The 18,463-nt window shown below is 58.4% G+C and carries 11 protein-coding genes; 6 read left to right on the top strand and 5 right to left on the bottom strand.

Annotation, left to right across the window (positions count from 1 at the left end; genetic code table 11):
* Nucleotides 1-24: 24 nt before the first annotated feature.
* Complete coding sequence (locus VPX56_RS17345) at nt 25-948, top strand: LysR family transcriptional regulator (RefSeq protein ID WP_326467939.1); 924 nt, start codon at nt 25-27, stop codon at nt 946-948.
* Between the two features lie 23 nt (nt 949-971).
* On the opposite strand, the gene VPX56_RS17340 is transcribed toward VPX56_RS17345, so the two are convergent.
* From VPX56_RS17340 to VPX56_RS17320, 5 genes are all read right to left on the bottom strand, one after another.
* A complete protein-coding gene (locus tag VPX56_RS17340; protein ID WP_326467937.1) occupies nt 972-1,532 on the bottom strand; it encodes an Ail/Lom family outer membrane beta-barrel protein in 561 nt (186 codons plus the stop codon).
* A 91-nt stretch (nt 1,533-1,623) separates the two neighbouring features.
* Entirely contained in the window at nt 1,624-1,983 is a 360-nt protein-coding gene (locus tag VPX56_RS17335; protein ID WP_326467935.1) for a hypothetical protein, read from the bottom strand.
* 11 nt (nt 1,984-1,994) lie between these two features.
* Nucleotides 1,995-9,797, bottom strand: a complete 7,803-nt coding sequence (locus VPX56_RS17330) for a two-partner secretion domain-containing protein (RefSeq protein WP_326467933.1) — start codon at nt 9,795-9,797, stop codon at nt 1,995-1,997.
* Nucleotides 9,790-10,338: a toxin-activating lysine-acyltransferase gene (locus tag VPX56_RS17325; protein ID WP_131633801.1), complete on the bottom strand. Its 549-nt coding sequence runs from the start codon at nt 10,336-10,338 to the stop codon at nt 9,790-9,792. The genes VPX56_RS17330 and VPX56_RS17325 overlap by 8 nt, the downstream gene beginning before the upstream one ends.
* Nucleotides 10,338-11,960 carry a ShlB/FhaC/HecB family hemolysin secretion/activation protein gene (locus VPX56_RS17320; RefSeq protein WP_326467930.1) on the bottom strand — a complete coding sequence of 541 codons (1,623 nt, stop codon included), beginning with the start codon at nt 11,958-11,960 and terminating at the stop codon, nt 10,338-10,340. Before VPX56_RS17320 ends, VPX56_RS17325 begins: the two co-directional genes overlap by 1 nt.
* Before the next feature lie 368 nt (nt 11,961-12,328).
* Here VPX56_RS17320 and VPX56_RS17315 point away from each other — a divergent pair, with 368 nt between their 5' ends.
* From VPX56_RS17315 to VPX56_RS17295, 5 genes are all read left to right on the top strand, one after another.
* Entirely contained in the window at nt 12,329-13,510 is a 1,182-nt protein-coding gene (locus tag VPX56_RS17315) for an aminotransferase-like domain-containing protein (protein WP_326467928.1), read from the top strand.
* Between the two features lie 385 nt (nt 13,511-13,895).
* Complete coding sequence (locus VPX56_RS17310; protein ID WP_131633804.1) at nt 13,896-14,516, top strand: LuxR C-terminal-related transcriptional regulator; 621 nt, start codon at nt 13,896-13,898, stop codon at nt 14,514-14,516.
* Between the two features lie 122 nt (nt 14,517-14,638).
* Nucleotides 14,639-15,181, top strand: coding sequence for a fimbrial protein (locus VPX56_RS17305; RefSeq protein WP_326467925.1), 543 nt, complete (start codon nt 14,639-14,641; stop codon nt 15,179-15,181).
* Nucleotides 15,182-15,226: 45 nt separating this feature from the next.
* On the top strand, nt 15,227-15,886 hold the full coding sequence (locus VPX56_RS17300; RefSeq protein WP_326467923.1) for a fimbrial biogenesis chaperone: 660 nt from the start codon (nt 15,227-15,229) through the stop codon (nt 15,884-15,886).
* A 43-nt stretch (nt 15,887-15,929) separates the two neighbouring features.
* Complete coding sequence (locus VPX56_RS17295; RefSeq protein ID WP_326467921.1) at nt 15,930-18,458, top strand: fimbria/pilus outer membrane usher protein; 2,529 nt, start codon at nt 15,930-15,932, stop codon at nt 18,456-18,458.
* Nucleotides 18,459-18,463: the final 5 nt, after the last annotated feature.

Raw genomic sequence — 18,463 nt, 5'->3', positions numbered from 1 at the left:
GATTACTAACCAGAGGTTTGGAATATGGATAAGCTACGCGGCATGGAAACGTTCGTTGCGGTGGTGGAAAGCGGCAGCTTCACCCGCGCGGCGGCACGGCTGGAGATGTCGGCGGTGATGGTGGGCAAGTACGTTGCCCTGCTGGAATCCCGGCTCGGCACGCGGCTGCTGGAGCGCAACACGCGCCGACAAAGTTTGACCGATGCCGGACGCGTCTATTTTGAAGAGGCAAAGCGGGTGCTGGAGCAGGTCATCGTTGCTGAAAGCGCGGTGGAGCGCCTGCGTGCCGCACCCGCCGGCACCCTGCGCGTGACGGCGCCCACGTCGTTTGGCGGCTGCGTGATTGCGCCGCTCACCGCCGCCTTTTTGCAGCGCTTTCCCGACGTGCGCGTGGAGCTGGATCTCACTAACCGGATGGTGGACCTGGTGGATGAAGGCGTCGATCTGGCGATCCGCATCGGTGACGTTCGCAACGACGATCTGGTGGCGAAATACCTCTGTCCGTACCGAATGGTCATTTGCGCCGCGCCGGACTATCTGGCCCGCCACGGTACGCCGCAAACCCCTGCCGATCTGGTGGATCATCTGTGCCTGTCCCACACGGTATGGACGGCGCGCAACGAGTGGCGGCTGCCGGGCGTGGAAGGGGAGGTGCGCTGGAAGCGGGACGCGATCTTAAGATGCAACGACGGCTACGGGCTGAGGATGGCGGCGAGAGCGGGAGCGGGGCTGCTGCTGCAGCCTGAGGTGCTGGTGGCGGAAGAGCTGGCGAGCGGAAAGCTGGTACGGGTGCTGGAGAAATTCACGCCTGAGCCAAGGCCGGTGCATCTGCTGTGGCGGCAGGATCTCCGGCCCCTGCCGAAGCTCACGCAGTTTATTGCGCATGTTGTGCGGTCTGTCATGCCCGGTGGCGCTGCGCTTACCGGGCGTACAAAACCCGGTCCGTAGGCCGGGTCAGGCGAAAAGGGGGCTTAGAACCGATAACCCACGCCCACGTTAAACCCGTTGATGGAACGATTGCCGTCCAGATCCGCGTTGGTGCCTTCGTAGCCAACGTTAATCGCCAGCTCTGGCGTTGGGTTAAACTGCACGCCCGCGCCGTAGGCGAAAGAGGTCGATTTTTCGGAGATGCTGTCCTTCTGGGTAAAACCGTCGCCCGCGTTCACCCATTTGGTGTCGCCGTCCGCTTTGACGTGCGCGACGCCGCCCAGCGCGTACAGGGAAACGTACTCATTAATGCGGTAGGCCGGGCCCACCAGCAGGGAGTAATACTTTGCCTCAACGTGGTTTTTCACCGAATCAGAAGCAACATAGTAATGTTCGTCCTCATCGCCGCTCATGTAGGTGAATGAACCCATAACGCTCCACGGGGAATCCCACTCGTAGCGATACTGCGCGTTAACGCCGCGGATATTTTTGAAGTCTTCGATTTTGCTCTGCGCATAGCCAACGGAAACCGTCTGGTTATCCGCCAGCGCAGCGCCGCTCGTCAGGCTTGCCGCGATAAGTACCGCCAGAGATATTTTTTTCATTTACCGTCATCCTTTCGTCGTTTTTTTTAATGATTGCCGGAACGCTCCGGCAATACGGGCGCGGTAATCCGCGCCAGATAAGGTGATAAAGTCAGTTCGGGCACAGCCCGGTCGGCGCCTTTAGCGGGCCGCACTCATCGAAGCCATACACCTTGTAGCCCTTGGCTTTCATGCAGCCTGAGATTTTCTCTTCTCTGGCAACCACTTCCTGAAGCGTTTGCCCTGGCCGGGCGCTGCCCCCGTTCCAGCTACCGTCATCCAGATTGGCGCGTCTGGGCACCCCGCAGCTGTAAAGATCTTCTTTACGCTGAGCGGTGTCGGTACGCCCGGTGTTATCCAGCTTCTGGAAGGTCTGGGCGTATTTCACGTACTGGTAATTGGATGAATCCTTACTGTCCACTACGCAGCCGGTGAGCAGGAAGGGCAACAGAAGAAGCAGGCTTTTTTTCATGGTTCGCTCACTCACTGAGAGGTTGAGAAAATAAACTGCAGCAGCTCAGGCGACACCAGCTCGCTCATGGCAAACGGTGTGGCAATTGGAATGGCTGCAATGGTCCAGGTATTGGCCGCCGTGGTAACCAGCGGGTTGCGATCCCGGCCGGTATTACCCGCGTTATCATAAAAACCGGGCAACTGACCGCCAACCAAATCATGGGTTCCGGCATAGCTTTCAACAAGATCGTCAAAGAATGAACCCGCTGAATAGGTCCACGAGCTCATCATCCCCACGCCGCCCTGGAATCCGCCGGTCGGGCCATAAAGCCCGTCAGATACCGTACGGTCTTCCAGCAGGGCGTCGAACGTCTTATGACGGTCATCCCCTTTGTACTGAACCCGGCCTCTGTCGTCGAGAATAAGGGCGTGATTGTTGTTCTCATCGTTTACGCAGCGGATGTTGTTGTCGCCGCAGATGAAGTCGAGGCCAACGCGGACGCCCCCGAGCTTAACGCCGTCGTAGAGTCCGTCGCTTGGGCCGGAGACATTGCTGATCACGTTGCCGTCTTTATCGACGACCCCCGGGAAGATCAGGGAGTTTTTAAGCGTTTCCTCACGCATTTTCGTCGCCGCCAGCGACAGCGTGCCCTGGGTTATCGCAGCATCCGGCGACCCGGCAACGACACCCACCAGCGTTTGCAGGAAGCGGCGCTGATACTGCAGTTTGTATATATCCTCCATCGCAGCATCTTGCTTCGCTTTATCGCCGGTTTTGATGGCGTCCTGAAGAACCTTACGGGCTGCGGCCTGCTTGTCGTCGAGGTACTCGCCAATCTGACGATTCGCATTCTCTTTGAAATCGCGGGTGACGCTGACCTGAAGGTTTAGCTCTTTGAACACCTCGTCTTTGTCGAAATTGTTCTTAATCGCCCCGGAGTTCGCCGCGGCGGTCTCGGTGGTGATATCGGTCTTCACGCCCTCAATGGCCTGCTGCTGGCCGTCCGGGTTGGTGAGGGTGATATTGCTGGTGTTAATGCCGCTGCGGGTGGTACCGCTGTCGCTACCGCTATCGTGGCCGATGCCGAAGGTCACGTTTTTATTCGTACCCGCGTCGGCGTTGTGGCTTACCGAGCCGCCAATGCCAAAACCGTTACCCTCAAATTCCGAGGTGTTCTGCACGTCGCGCCAGCCCAGCGTGCCGGTACTGAACTGGTTTTTACCCGCCAGCTCGGCGCTCTCGCTGGAGGTGATGATCCCGCCGATCAGTTCGGTACGATCCTTCACGTTGATGTTGTAGCCATCGCCGCCCGCAAAGACGCCGGACTGCTCCTGCACCGAGGCGTAATTCGCATCCACCTTCGACTGACCATAGTTACCGGACGCCGCAAAGCCGTAGCCCACGGTGACCTGGCCGCCCATGCTCTTCTGCTCGCCTTTGTAGGTCATGGTGTCCTGCAGGCTCTCGATATTGAGGTTCTCAGCGGTGATATCCACCCCTTTGCCGAGGAGCTGCCCCCCGCGCAGCGTGGTGTCGCCGCCGCTGATAATGCGGGTCTGCCCGTCCATATCGCCCACGTGGCTGTTGCGCCAGGAGACTTCATCCCCGTTACCGTAGCCTTTGCCTTTGTTTGCGCCAGCGGTAACGCCGAAGGATGCGCCGCCCTGGCCGTAGCTGACCGCGATCCCGGCGTTCCAGCCGCTGGAGTTATCGGTGCTGCGATCGTGGCTCTCCTGCTGCGCCGCCACGATATTGATGTCGTTATCGGCAAACAGCGTGGTGCCTTGCTTACCGCTCACGTCGGAGCCAACGATGTTGATATCCGACGTCTCGCCGCCGGTGGCGACCACCACGGCCTGCTTGCCGGCATTCACCTTACTTGCCAGCGCCGTGGTGCTGTCGTTGGTCTGGGTGTGCGTCTGCTTGCTTTGGCCGTAGGTCAGCGACACGCTCACGTTTTGCGCAGCGGCCTGGGCGCCGTTGGCCATCACGCCCTGCGCGGCGCTCATCATGGTGTTAGCGGCGCGCGCGCTGTCCCACGCGGCGTTGGCGGCGGCCAGCATATTGATGCGGTCGTTGTTGCTCTGCCCGACCTTCTCGGTCGACGCCATCACGCTTTGCAGCGCCTGTACGACCGGCACGTTCACCGCCAGGGTAAAGCCTTTCTGCTCCACGGTACGTTTGTACTGCGAGGCGTAGGTGTTTTCCGCCGCCTCGATGGTGACGTTTTTCCCCTGAATGCCGACGTTGCCGTTTGGCGAGGCGACGGTGCTGCCGGTCTGGCGGTAGTCGTTACCCGCCAGCAGAAGCGTATCGCCCTGCAGGCTGCCGACCATCGACCCCTGACCCGCCAGCGCCTGGCTTGCCTGCTCGGTGGTCTCTTTGCGGGATCCCACGGTGAAGCCAATTCCGCCCGAACTCAGCAGGCCCGATTTTTTCTCTTGCTTCAGGTGCGTTTCGTCGTTGCGTCCGCCCATGCTGGTGAGCGTCAGATCGTTTCCGGCGCGCAGCGCGACGTCACCCGTGCCGACGACGCTGCTGCCCGCTACGGTGAGATCTTTCCCGGCGCTGATGTTAACCGAATCGGCGCTCAGCTCGCTTCCCTGCACCGTTTGCCGGTCTACCGTATCGCGGGTTTTGGTGGTGGTTTTTGACAGCCAGCCGTTGCCGCCTACCACTTTATGACGCTCGTCGAGCTGGCTTTCGTTAAGCACGCCTTCGATGTTGACGTTGTTTTTCGCCGCCATGGCCAGCGCGCCGTCGGAGGTGACGGATGAGCCCCGGACGTTAATGTCCTGACCTGCCGAGACGGCTACGCCGCCGGTGCCGGTGAGAACGCTGCCGTTACGATCGACGCTGCTCTGCCTGAGCGTGTTGTCCGCATCCCAGACCAGGTCGTCGCTGCTGGCGGTCGTGACCGTATTGAGATCCACGTTGCGTCCCGCAACCAGCTGCGCTTTGCCGTTCTCGCCGCTGGCAATCACCTGCGCACCGGTCAGGGTGATGTCGCGCCCGGACTGCAGCGCGAGCTTGCCGTCGTCGCCCTGAACGTAAATGCCGGAAACGCTGTCGATGGTGGTGCGCGCGAAGCTATTTTCCCCGTTCACGCTCTGTGCGCTGGCGGTCGTGGTGGTGACGTTAATATCGCGCCCGGCGTTAGCCAGCACGCTGCTGTCGCCGACGATGGCTGCGCCGACGTTGTTGATGTCGGTCCTGGCATTCAGGCTGACGTCCGCCGCCCTGATGATGCCTGACTGGTTGGTAATGTTGTCTGCGTCCAGCTGCAGCACCTTGCGCCCGGCAATGGTACCGCTGTTGAACAGGTCGCCGTTGAGCTTCATCGACACGTTGTTCCCGGCAATCAGCGCGCCGGAGCCATCGATATCGCCCTGTTTAACCTTGGCGTACACCTGCGGAACCAGCACGGTCTGCATTGAGCCGTCCTGCATTTTGACCTGGGTGTTAACCAGCCAGACGATATCCCCGGTCAGCAGCGCCATCTGCTCTGGCGTGAGCGCCACGCCGAGCTTGAGGTTATAGGCCTTGCCGAAGGTAATGCCTTTATCCATTAACGACTTAAACTGCTCTTCATCATTGCTGTAACCGTCCAGGTAGCGCTGGCCGGTGATGCCCACCACCTGCTCACGCACCAGCCGCTGCTCGTAATAGCCATCGCCCAGCCGCTTCAGCGTGTTGTCGCCATCGTCGGTAAACGCGTTCTGCATATAGTCGCTGCCGAGCCACTGGCGCTCGTTGGTAAAGCGCGGGTCGGTTTCGACCAGATACGGCACGTCCGCCGACGGGTTAACCTTAAACAGGCTGTTGTCCGGCAGGGTGGTGTTCGGGCCGATTATGCGGATGGCGCCATCGGCTGGCGTCACCTCAAACTCCTGGCCTGCCGGCGGCGTAACGGGTTCGCCCGGCTTGACGGTGTGCTGCGGCGCGGCGCTGACCCCCGCAGCCTGACCAATGTCGACGCCCGTGCCCTGCAGCACCAGCGGCGTGATGCTGAGGTTGCTGCCCTCCACGCTGCCGTTGCTGACGACCTGGCCCGGCTTCAGGGAGATGCTCTGAATGGCGGTTGGCGGGGTATACGCCGTGGCGCTGCGCCCCTGCTCGTCATCGCCTTTGTGACGGATGCGGTAGTAGTGGGTCACGGTGCCGCTGTCGGTGGTATAACGCACGCCGCTGACGTCGTCATTCTGCACGCTGCCCAGCTGGTCAATCAGCAGCGTGCCGCCCGCCACGACCTGGCTGTTGTCGTTAAACAGCCTGTCGCCCGTCAGGGTCATGCTGCCGCCGGAGAGGATCTTCGCCGGATCGCTCTCCTTAATCCGCGTTTCATCCACGGTGCGGGTGTAATCGTACTGGTTGAAATCGTCGTAGTTCGCGCCCGTATGTTCCGGCGTATTCAGGTTACGCAGGCCGTCCGAGGAGTTGCCGTCCACCCAGACGCCGTCGTCACCGGCCTTCCAGCGGCTGGTTGAGCCGGTGTGCTGATATTCGGTGAGCTGTTCCTGCGAAACCTGCACCACTTCGGTGGAGAAGTTATCGTTGATGTTATTGATCTGCGAGGCGGCAATCGCCATGTCCCCGGCGGACTCGATGGTGGAGCTGTGGTTATTAATCGCGCCCGCGCGCCCGGTCGCCGCGCCGCTTTCGTCCAGCGCGCCGCCAATCTGCATCGTACCGGCGCTGTAGATCAGGCCGTGTCCGACGTTGTTCAGCGTCTGTATGCCCAGATCCACGCGCTCGCGCCCGGCAAGCGTCGCCGCCGTGCCGTTTTCGGCCAGGTTGTTGAAGGTGATAGCGTTCACGCCCACGGCGTCACCGTAAATGCGCCCGGTACCGACGTTGGTCAGCGTATCGGCGTTAATGCGGGTGTGGATGCCGTCAATCAGGCCGTAGTTCAGCACGGTGCCGGTCGCGCTTAGCGTATTGCTCCCGGCGTTAATCTCGCCGCTGGCGGCGTTGGTGAGGCTGGCGCTCTGCAGGCTCAGCGCGCTGCCCGCGATCAGCCTGCCGCTGTTGGTGAACTCGCCCGGCGTGGTGAAGCTGAGGTTGCCGTTGGCAATGGTGCTCCCGCTGTTGTTCACTCCGCTTGCGCTACTCAGCGTCATATCCCCGAGCGACAGCAGCTGGCCGCTGGCATCAAGGTTTTGCGCCGCAACGCTGAGCGCTTTGCCAGCCTTAACCGTGCCGCCGGCGTTGATCAGATCCAGCCCGCTTCCGCTGAGATCCAGCGTACCGGCCGAGGCCAGCGCGCCTGCGCTGTTGTTCAACACGCCGCTGGCGCGCACGCTGAGGGCGTCATTCGCCAGAATGCTGCCGCTCTGGTTGTCGACGGCATTCGTGTTGACGGCGACGCTCTGGCCTTCCAGCCCCTGATTTTCACCAAGGGTGTTTTGGTTAACAAAGTTGAGGGCGTTGACCGTGACCGATTTGCCGCTGCGGATAAGGCCCGAGGCGTTATCCACCAGGCCTCTGGCGCTGTCGATCAGCAGATCGCCCACGGTCTGGATCTGCCCGCCGCTGTTTTGCAGGGTATCGCTGTGCAGGGCGGTGTTCGCGCTGCCAATCACGCGCCCCGCGCTGCGGTTGTCGATGCTGCTGGCGGCGATGTCGGCGCTATCCGCTGCGGCCAGCGTGCCCGCCTGATTGTTCAGGTTCCCGGTTGAGAGGTTCAGCGCGCCAAGGCTGTTAAGCGTGCCGGAGGCGTTATCCAGCGCCCCGGTGGTGACGTTCACGCCGTTGCCCTGCAGCACGCCGGAGACGTTGCTCAGCTGGCTTGCCGCGTTAAGGGACAGGCCGTCAGCCGCCGCCAGCTGTCCGGCGTTGTTGATCAGCGCGTCACCCGTGAAGGCAAGGCTGGTGCCGGAGAAGGTCGTCCCGTTGGTGTTATCCAGCAGGCTGCCGTTGAGCGTCATCGCGTCCACGGATTTCACCGCGCCGCCGCCGTTGTTCAGGGAGGCAAACGACGCGTTCAGGCGCTGGTTCGCGCCAATCTGGCCGAGAGTGTTATCCACATCGCCGCTGTTCAGCGTGAAATCACCGCTGCTGGCGAGGAAGCCGCTCTGGTTGTTCAGCGTGCCGCTCTCAAGGCTCAGCGCCCCCTGAGAGAGCAGGGAGCCGGACCGGTTGTCCAGCGTACCGCCGTTCAGCGCAAGGGTCGCGCCATCGGCGACAATCACGCCCTGCTGGTTGGTTACGCCCGACGCGGTGATGCGCTGGGTTTTGGCGGCTTCGATGCGGCCTTTGGTATTGTTGATGGTCTGCCGGGTGGCGATCTCGCCGTCACCGGCAACCGCAGAAATCAGCCCCTGCTCGTTGTTAAGCGAGTCGGCCGTCATGTGGTTTTTACCCGCGACGGCAATCACCTTGCCCTGGGTATTGTCGACGGACCCGGCGTTAATCTGCACGTTATTCGCCGCGCCCAGCGTACCGCCGGTATTGTCGAGCATCCTGCCGGTGCGAATAGTCAGCTCGCTGGCGTTAACCTTCGCGCGGGCCGTTTTCACATCCCCCGCGCCGCCCTCGATTTGCACGCGTTTTCCCTGCGTCTGGCTGTCGCTGAGGTCCACGCCCTGGCCGCTGGCGCTCAGGTTCCCGCCCGCCAGGGTTTGCCCGTGGGCGCTTAGCTGCCCGCTGGTGCTGAGCTGCAAATCGCCCGCATCGGCCAGCTTGCCGTCGCCTTTAACCCCGGCGGCCAGCACGCTCTCTTTGCTGCCGGTGAGGCTGGCGGCCTTGACCCGCACGTTGTTTGCCGCGGTCAGCACGCCGCTGTTAGACAGCTCGCCGGCGGTCTGGACGGTTGCGCTGTCGCTGGCGCGCACGGTGCCGCTGTTCTCAATGCGTCCGTCGGCGGTAATGATAACGTTGCCCGCCTGCGCGCCCATCGCCCCGGCGTTGCGTACGCCCACGCCGCGCTCGGTGCCGACCATGCGGATTTTACCCGCGTACATGCCGCCGAGGCTGGAGACGTCCACAGCCAGCTGGGGGCGTGCGGTGGCGTCATCGCTGCCTTTCTCAATCTTCTCATGGGCCGCATCTACCGTGTTGCGCCCGGTCGTGACCTTGAGGTCTTTCGCCCACAGCCCGGCGTTCACCTTCACCGAGCGGGCGATGATGTCGGTGTAATCCGCGCCGGAGGTATCCATCCCGGCGCCGTCCACCACCACTTCACCGCGATCGACCTTATAGCCCGTCAGCTGGCCGTCCTTCATCTGCGCCTGGCCGGTGGTCAGGGTGGCGCGGTTGGCGTTGATAAATCCGCAGCCGCTGCAGGTAATGCCCGACGGGTTCGCTATCACCACCTGGGCTTTTTTCCCCGCAACCTCAATCATGCCGTTCAGCCTGCTCGGATCGCGCGAGCTGACTTCGTTGAGAATAACTTTGGCTTCCCCTTTGGCGAGCCACGGGTTGCCCGCCACCATGCCGCCGAGGTTGGTCTGCACGTTTTTGTGGGAGTTGTTGAGGATGGCCCCGTTTTTATCCACGTCGAACCGGGTGTAGTTGTTGCGCGACACGCCCGCCTTCGATGGCGTCTGGATATTGACCTGCGGCGTGCCGTTGGCGCTTTTGATCACCGTCGGCTGCTGGTTTTTGGGCGCGCCGGTGTTGGCAACAATGGCGGCCTGCGCCGTGTGTACGGCACCCATCGCCAGCCACAGGCTTAGGCTGAGGGCGCTGACCTTGCCAATAATCTGGCTGTGCGTATGGCCAATGCCGGAAGAACGGGATGAACCGGCGCGGCCGGAGCGGGCGATGTCGGCCACCACCATCAGCATGCCGCGCGCTTTGTTAAAGACAATTCGGTACAGGTTCTTATTCATGGTTCGTTCCTCTAAACGCTTCCGGCAGTTTCACGGCGAGCGGGTGTTGCCGTTGCCACTCTCTTGCTTGTTCCCGGCTGACGCGGCTGCCGTGGAAAATCATGACGCGCTTGCCGCGCTCGGCGCCCCGGTGATAAAGCGCGCGGCAGACGTGGTCAGGGAAGATGTCGCGACACATCAGGGCGTACATCTGCGCGGTATGCCCGAAGGGGGCGATCCAGTCGCAAAACCAGATCCTGTCCCCGCTGTCCCAGTCCTCTTCCTTCATCTCGATCGACGGGCGGGTGAGATAGCGGGCTTCCGACTCCTCGTTGAGCCACGCCCAGCTGAGGAAGAACACCGGACGATTGTTTTCCGAAATAAGCACATACTGCCCGCGCTTGATGATGGGCAGCAGCAGCGTCGGCAGGGCGTGCAGCGGGGCATCGCGGTGCATCGGGGAGTGCATCCACAGCCAGACGGTTGCGCCCAGCACCTCGGCTTCGCTCTCTTCGCCGCCGAGCATCAGCGGGGCTTTGATATCCAGATTTCCGATGCGCATCACCAGCTCCAGTTGAGGTTAAACCCGAGGGTCAGGTTGCTGGTGGTGAACCCGTCTGGCTTCGAGAACGGTGTTCCCGCGAACATGTCATAACCGGTGTTGAAGGCGCTGCCGCGCAGGCCCACCACGCCGCCTGCCAGATGTTTGCCGATCAGATAATCCGAACTGTAGCCGCCCACCTCGCCGTAATCCGCGCCGAGATACAGCTCCTGATTCGGCAGCGGCGTGCTCCATGCCAGATCGTTACGCACGTACCAGCCGTGGCTGGCGTTCAGGGTGCGCTCGCCGTCAAAGCCGCGCACCGTCCAGCGGTTGCCGATGGCGAACTGATCCTGCGGCGTCAGCGGCGTGTTGCTGATCTGGCGCAGGTACTGCACGTTGTAGCGGAAGTTCTGGGTGCCGATGTCGAACGGCAGATCGAGCTGGGCGTTCAGCTGGGCGATCTTGCCCAGCGCGGTCGCTTCGCCGAACGTCTCTTCCGGCGCTGGACGCGCGCCAAACCAGCGGGTGCCGCGCTGGTAGCTGATGCCCGCATCCAGCGTGGCCTGACCAATGTAGTGGCGATGTTCCAGCCCTACGCGCCAGCCCGCCGTCTGACGGCGCTGCACGCCGACTTCGGTGTCTTCGATATAGTTACGCGTTTCGCGGGCCAGCACGTCATAGGTGAAGGTGGTTTTCTGCGTGCCGCTGCGGTGCAGGACGCGGCTGAGCTGCACGTCCAGGTTTTTGCTTTTCCCGCTGTAGCGGTAGTTGCCGTTCAGCCCGGCGACGGTCTGGTGATAGTCGTAATCGCTGCCCGTCACGCCGAGCATCCAGTAGCCAAAAGGCACAGAGTAATGCGCGGTGTAGTTTTTGCTGACCTTGCCGCTCTTGTCATTCAGGTCGTGGCTGGCGGAGACGTACAGCAGATCGCTCAGCGAGAAGGGGTTATCCAGCGACAGCGTAACGCCGCCCTGATAGCGCCCGGTGGTTTCGGTCCCGGCATCGTCCAGCGACAGGCCCAGTCGCCACATTTTGCTCTGCCTGCGGGTGATGACCACGTCGCTCTCACCGGGTTTTTCGCCCGGCAGGATCTCCATGTTCGCTTCCACCGTCGGCAGGCGCTGCAGGTTTTCGAGCCCCTGCTCGATATCGCGCAGATCCAGCAGGTTGCCCTCGTGCGCCGGGAACGCGCTGTAGAGCTGGATGTAATCATCGCTATCCTCGGTCAGCTTCACGTGGCGAACGTAGCCCGGCACGACGGTCAGCTTCAGGATGCCGCTTTTCAAATCCTGAGAAGGGGCCAGCACGCGGGTGGTGATCCAGCCGTGATCGACGATGCGGTTTTGCATCGTGCTCATCAGCAGGTTGATCCCTTTTCCGCCCAGGCAGCGCCCCTGTGCCTGATCGGCCATGCGCTGCAGGGGCAACCAGTGGGGCAGGGCATCCTGGCCGCTCAGCTCCACGCGGGTTATCGGGAAGCAGGGCGTTTCGGTGGGAAAGTTAATTTTGCCAAAACTGGAGGATGGCTCTGAGAGGCGCACGTCGGGCACCGGCGGCGTCAGCTGTTGTTCGAGTGCCTTCTGGCGTTGCTGCTGGATAATAAACTGATTATCCGGCTCAGCAGCATGGGCAGAAAGCATTAAAAACAGGCCAGTGGCTGACGATATTATTATCGCTTTAGTGTGTCGGGCTATCATCGGATGTTCCGCGCTGTGTAAGAAAAAAGGGTGCAATGTGAATTTATGTAAGATTGTTTAAATATTGGCGAGGTAATAAAAGGGGGATTAATCCTAAAGCTCGGAAAAGTCCGAGCGGTAATATCCTTAAATTTGGTAGTTCTGGTCGTTAAGGAAAATATATTTGCGTTTAGGAGGATATATCCAATAACCCGCAGGGTTGTTGTGGCTATAACGGAGTGACGCCTCAGCGCGTGCGAAAAGGAGTTATCAAAGCCGCAGACATGTGCTACTAAGACGGAGCACATCATAAAAAATAAGGTTAGATAAGAATGTCTGTCAATAAACTCGCCAGCAGCGCGCAGGGCCTGCAATCATCAGCCATCCGTGAATTATTAAAACACAGCAAAATGGCGGGCGTGATTTCGCTGGGCGGCGGTATTCCCAATCCTGAGCTTTTCGATCACGAAGGCCTGAAAATGGCCGCTGATGCCGTCTTATCCCAGCACTTTGGCGAGGCCTTTCAATACGGGCTGACCGAGGGCGTGCCGGGGCTGCGCGAGGAAATTCAGAAGATCTGCGCCGGGCGCGGTATTTCCTGTCACGCTGACGACGTGGTTATTACGTCCGGTTCGCAACAATCTCTCGACGTCCTGGCGCGCGCATTAATTAATCCGGGCGATATTGTCGTCGTAGAACGTCCTACTTATCTGGCCGCGCTGCAGGTATTTGGCCTGGCGCAGGCGCAGTTTGAATCCGTGGGCACCGACGGGGATGGAATGAATGTCGACGAGCTCGAAGCGCTGGTGGCAAATAAGACCATCAAAGCGGTCTATATCGTTCCGACGTTTGGTAACCCCGGCGGCGTAACGCTTTCTGAAACCCGCCGTAAACAGCTGGTGGAATTATCTAAACGCTATGACTTCGTTATTATTGAGGACGACCCGTACAGCGAAATCAGCTATACCGACGACGTATTCCGTCCGCTGATTGCGCACGCCAAAGATATTGGCAACGAAGATAACGTGGTCTATACCTCCACCTTTTCGAAAATCCTCGCGCCGGGAACCCGCGTGGGCTGGGTGCTGGTGCCCGAGTGGCTGAAACGCGCGGTGGTGAATCTGAAGCAAACCACCGACCTGCACACCAGCACGCTCTCGCAGCTTATGACCTATGAGTATCTGAAAACCGGCCGCCTGGCCGGGCAGATCGCGACGATCCGCGAGGCATACCGTCAAAAATACCGGACCTTCGCAAGCGAGCTGGAGGCGGAGCTGGGCGATGTGATGTCGTTCCACAAGCCGAAGGGCGGGATGTTCCTGTGGGCGAAAATGAACAACGGCATCAACACGACGCGCTGGCTGGAAAAAACCTTAGGCAACGGCGTGGTGTTTGTACCGGGTGAGTTCTTCTACTGCAGCGCGCCAGACCATGCGACGCTGCGTATGTCCTTCGTGACGCCAACGGATGAACAGCTGAAAGAAGCGGTAAGACGTTTGAAAGCGTCGCTGTAATACCGCGCGGGGGATGATTCTGCATACAATTTAATCGATGAAGGCGAAACAGTGTTTTAAAAACTTCACGTTAACTTGCGCAGGATCATACCTCTGGCATGTTTTTGGATTGTATTCGAATAGTTATACCTAAATTAACATTTTCTAACTAATTCATTCCGCATGGATTTTTTGTGAGGATCGCACTTTTTGTATTATCATTTTTAGGATTACTCTTACACTTGCTGCCCATATTCTTATTTGCATCTCAATCACTTTGATCTGAATAATGTCTCATGGAATAAGCACGGTGGTTAGATAGTTTTTGGCAATAGCACAGGGTTAAATCTATTCACAGGCTTTATTCCCGGAATGTTATACATGGATCAGTATAAGGTTACGGACGATGATTATTTGTGTATCTGATAATGCCTGGTTCAGGATTGGGCTTAAAGAAATCGTACAAACCTGTCCGAAAGAGAAACGTGAACTCAGCTTTTTGAGCTTTAAAAAAGCGTACAGCATACTGAGTGATTTTGCGACCGACTCGCCGGTGACGATAATTATTGATTATTATATCGCCGATCATGGGTTATTACTGCTGCTACTAAAGTTAAAGCGTAAGAACGCGTTTGATAATATTCTCATTATTACCACCCATGAACGTATTGTTGACATTACCGAGAATATTTTGCTGGACTCTGTTGCGGATATTTTAATTGATAATAGCGAGTCGCGTGAAAAAATAGGCCGTTTTATGATCAAAGATAATGCGGGGCAGATTATTTCTAAATCCATCACCAACCGAACCTGGGCGATGATTAAGAAGAACTCAAATCTGACGCATCGGGAAATTGATCTGATGCCGTTTTTTATTACAGGGAAAGGTAATAAAGAGATCTCCCGGCAGGTGGATATCAGCGAAAAAATGGTGAGCATTCACCGTCGCAATATTTATACCAAGCTGCACGTTGATAGCCTGACGGGGCTGTATAACTATCTCACCACGGATATCAAAATGAGCTGAGAAGGATGCTCAGAGTGAAATAATTCGCTGGAATGCGCTACAAATTTATAACGTCATCGAGAATTGAATAACTTCATCGTTAATCGCCAGTTATATCGTCTTAAAAACAGAAGGAGCTGTATATGAAATTGAAATCACTTTGCGCGGCAATGGTTGTTATGGGTCTCGCTACCTCTTTTGCCCATGCGGCAGACGGCAAGCTCAAGTTTATTGGTAAAATTGGATCGTCAACCTGCCAGATATCGGGCGGTGCGGCAGCAGAAATCGATGTGCCAATGGGTACGGTGCCGGTTGAAAGGTTGCAAAGCGATGCCGAAGGCCCGGAAGTCGGCTTTGCCATCAATATGACGAACTGCAAACCGGGTACTTACTATCTGGTTCTCGACGGCGTGAGTCCGTCTGGTCAACAGAACATTCTTGATTTAGAAAACGCGAATGATGCTTCTACGGCGAAAGGGGTGGGGATTAAAATTAAGGATATTGCTGATAAAAATATCACCCTATCCAAAACCCTTGATAAAGATGATGCCAGCATCACCATTACTGAGGCCGATAACGGCGGCGGCACGTTTTATCTGAAAGCAAACTATTTTGCCTACAACCAGAGCGCGTTAACCTCCGGGGAAGCAAACGCAACGGCCACCTTTACTATTGTACAACAGTAATATTAACGGAAGCAGGCCCGACGGGCCTGCTGTTAGGGTGGTAGCATGAAGTCACTCACATTTATTCTATTGGCGTTATTTTCCGCATCGTCTTTTTCTGCCGTACAGATTGAAAGCTCACGCGTTATCTATTCTGGCGAATATAAATCTGCCTCCCTGACGCTGCATAACGCATCGGAGAAAAATTATATCGTTCAGACCTGGCTCGATGAAGATGCTGATAAGCCAGGCAAAGAGATGGTCGTCACGCCGCCCGTTCTGAAAGTCAAACCCGACCAGAGTGCGGTATTGCGTTTTATCTATTCCGGTAAAGGACTGCCGACCGATCGTGAAAGCCTGTACTGGATTAACGTTCAGGAAATTCCCCCGCGCGCCAGCGAGCCGAACGTGATGCAGCTGGCAATCCGGACGCGCCTCAAGCTGTTTTATCGTCCAGCGGGCTTAAACGCCAGGCTTGAGGATCAGGTGAGTCATTTAACGTTCGTAAAGAACGCAGGCAATTTGGTCGTCAAAAATAACGGGCCGCTGCATATCAGCCTGAGTCAGCTAATTATTCAACCTCCTCAGTCGCAGCTGTTAAAACTGACCGCGCCGATGATTTCACCTTTTAGCAGTGAAACCATCACGTTTCCAAAAGGATCGCGGATCGTTGGCTTAACCTATATCAATGATTATGGCGGCATTGCTGACGTCAAAATAAATTAAGCCATCGTTGCGGGTTAGTTAATAATGTCATGGATGAACCATTATGCAACGAGCATGGATTCCCTTATGTGCGCTCACCTTTTTGCTGGTTACCGGCACCGAGTGCGCGGCGCAAAGTGAATATAACACCTCATTCTTTCACGGTAGCGGGGATCGGTCTTTCATTAATTTGATTGATCCTGACTCGGGCATTATTCCCGGAACCTATTCACTCGATATATATGTAAACCAGAAGCTGGTCGATCAGCGCGACGTCGAGATTGTGCGGGATAACGCCGATAAATCGCTTCGCCCCTGCATCAGCGCAGAACAGCTTCGCGACTGGTCCGTCGCCATTCCCCCTGAAGACGATGAGCGCTGTTATCCCCTCGAAAAGCGGATGACGGGGGCATCGATGGGCTTCACGATGGCGGAGCATCGCCTGGATATTCAGGTGCCCCAGCTTAGCATGCACACCCAGCCGCGCGGGGCGATCCCGTCTACGCGTTACGACGACGGCATTAACGCCGCCTTTGTAAACTACAACCTGGTGGCAAACAACGTCAGGAGCAGCGGCCAGGAGAGCCAGTACGCTTATCTTTATCTCAATAACGGCATCAATATCGGCGCGTGGCGCTTTCGTCATATGGCGAACCTGACAAAGCGAAGCGGGGAGGAGAGCCACTGGCAAAACGTCTCGTCCTGGGCGGAAAGGGCGCTTCCCTCGCTCAAGAGCCGCCTGCTGCTTGGGCAGGCGAGCACCGGCACGGTGTTATTCGACAGCATTCCTTTTCGCGGGGCGCAGCTGGCCTCGGAGCCATTGATGCGCGCGGAGAGCCAGTCGCGCTATGCGCCGATTGTCAGAGGCGTGGCGGAAAGCAACGCCCGCGTGGAGGTGCGGCAGAATAAATACCTGATCTACTCCACTAACGTACCGCCAGGCCCGTTCGCCTTCGACGATATTGTGCCGGTCAGCCAGAGCGGCGATCTGTTCGTGACGATTATCGAAACGGACGGACGCAAAACCAATCTGGTGATCCCCTATACCGTCCTGCCGGGCCTGGTGCGCAAGGGGCAGTGGAACTATGACGTCGCTGCGGGGAAGTACCATGACGGCGCGAATGGCTATGCCCCGGGATTTGCGGAAAGCCAGCTTTCCTACGGGATAAGCGATACGATCACCCTGTCTGGCGGCCTGCTTTCCGCCGAGCACTACCAGAGCGCGGCGCTGGGCGTCGGTCAAAATATGGGGCATTTTGGCGCGGTGTCGGTCGATCTTGCCTTGTCGGATACGCGTCTGGCGCGCGGTGATGCCGAGCAGGGGGGCAGCGCGCGCTTTCTCTACGCCAAGTCGTTTTTGGATTCCCGAACGGATTTCCAGGTGGCGGGCTACCGTTACTCGTCCTCCGGCTATTACGATTTTCAGGAATCGGTTCAGGAACGCCGCCGCTGGGACAATGGCCGGTACAAAACCTATTACTGGGACGACACCCGCCTGGACGATCCTGAGTGGGTGGTTTCAAAGCCTGAGGTCAGCTATGACGCCAGCTATGCCACCAAAAAATCCCGGCTGGATATCTCCATGAGCCAGCAGATTGGCGAGATAAGCCAGTTTTATCTGACGTTCAGCAGGCAAAATTACTGGAAAGGGGCCAAAACGGATACCTCCGTACAGTCGGGGCTCACCTCGCGGCTGGGTAACGTGACCTGGAGCCTTTACTATCAAAATACCCGTAACCATTACGCCTCGAATGACAGCAGCATCAACCTGCGGCTGTCGCTGCCGCTGAGCCTTGGCAGCCATCCGGCGACGGCGACCACGGATCTCCATGCCGATCGTGCCGGAAACGTCTCCTCATCAGCCGGGCTAAGCGGGTCCATGCTGGAAGATAACCGCCTCAGCTATGCCGTGCAGGTAGAGCAGAATGATTCAGAACGCACGGCGGGCGACATGAGCATGGGCTACCGGGGCGGTGCCGAGAACCTGTGGCTGGGCTACTCCACGGCGGAAAATATGCAGCAGACGAGCATGAACCTCTCGGGCGGGATCGTTGCGCACCGCGGCGGGGTGACGCTATCGCAGCCGCCGGGCACCACGTTTAGCTTAATTGAAGCGCAGAACGCGGAGGGCGTGGGCGTCATGAATCAGACCGGCGTGCGGATCGACGCGTCGGGCTATGCGGTTGCGCCAAATGCGATCCCGTACCGCAACAATACCTGGTCGTTAGACACCCGTGATTTCCCGGACGATCTCGACGTGCCTCTGGCGACCCAGAATAACGTGCCTACCCGTGGCGCTATCACCCGGGTGACGTTTGAAACCTGGCGAGGGGAGAGCGTGCTGATCCACAGCAGGCGACCGGATAACAGCGTTCCACCGGTTGGGGCGCAAGCCTACAGCCGGGGCGATCGTAACAACGGCATCGTCGGAACGGATGGGGATATTTTTGTCTCTGGCGTAACGGCAGGGGAGACCATCACGATCCGCTGGGGCGAAGGGGCGGATGAGCAGTGCCGCATCCAGCTGCCAGACGGGCATCCGGTTGACCAGGCTGGCGCGGGATACCGTGAGATCGCCGCCATTTGTCGATAAAGGAG

Origin of the sequence: Enterobacter wuhouensis (assembly GCF_035835995.1) — a bacterium.
GTDB lineage: Bacteria > Pseudomonadota > Gammaproteobacteria > Enterobacterales > Enterobacteriaceae > Enterobacter > Enterobacter wuhouensis.
This window is presented reverse-complemented; position numbering and strand designations above follow the sequence as displayed.

What these genes read in the sequence shown, in the direction of transcription:
- VPX56_RS17310 (WP_131633804.1), top strand. Translation starts at nt 13,896, where the DNA reads ATGATTATTTGTGTATCTGATAATGCCTGGTTCAGGATTGGGCTTAAA.
- VPX56_RS17330 (WP_326467933.1), bottom strand. Translation starts at nt 9,797, where the DNA reads ATGAATAAGAACCTGTACCGAATTGTCTTTAACAAAGCGCGCGGCATG.
- VPX56_RS17325 (WP_131633801.1), bottom strand. Translation starts at nt 10,338, where the DNA reads ATGCGCATCGGAAATCTGGATATCAAAGCCCCGCTGATGCTCGGCGGC.
- VPX56_RS17305 (WP_326467925.1), top strand. Translation starts at nt 14,639, where the DNA reads ATGAAATTGAAATCACTTTGCGCGGCAATGGTTGTTATGGGTCTCGCT.
- VPX56_RS17300 (WP_326467923.1), top strand. Translation starts at nt 15,227, where the DNA reads ATGAAGTCACTCACATTTATTCTATTGGCGTTATTTTCCGCATCGTCT.
- VPX56_RS17345 (WP_326467939.1), top strand. Translation starts at nt 25, where the DNA reads ATGGATAAGCTACGCGGCATGGAAACGTTCGTTGCGGTGGTGGAAAGC.
- VPX56_RS17320 (WP_326467930.1), bottom strand. Translation starts at nt 11,960, where the DNA reads ATGCTTTCTGCCCATGCTGCTGAGCCGGATAATCAGTTTATTATCCAG.
- VPX56_RS17295 (WP_326467921.1), top strand. Translation starts at nt 15,930, where the DNA reads ATGCAACGAGCATGGATTCCCTTATGTGCGCTCACCTTTTTGCTGGTT.
- VPX56_RS17340 (WP_326467937.1), bottom strand. Translation starts at nt 1,532, where the DNA reads ATGAAAAAAATATCTCTGGCGGTACTTATCGCGGCAAGCCTGACGAGC.
- VPX56_RS17335 (WP_326467935.1), bottom strand. Translation starts at nt 1,983, where the DNA reads ATGAAAAAAAGCCTGCTTCTTCTGTTGCCCTTCCTGCTCACCGGCTGC.
- VPX56_RS17315 (WP_326467928.1), top strand. Translation starts at nt 12,329, where the DNA reads ATGTCTGTCAATAAACTCGCCAGCAGCGCGCAGGGCCTGCAATCATCA.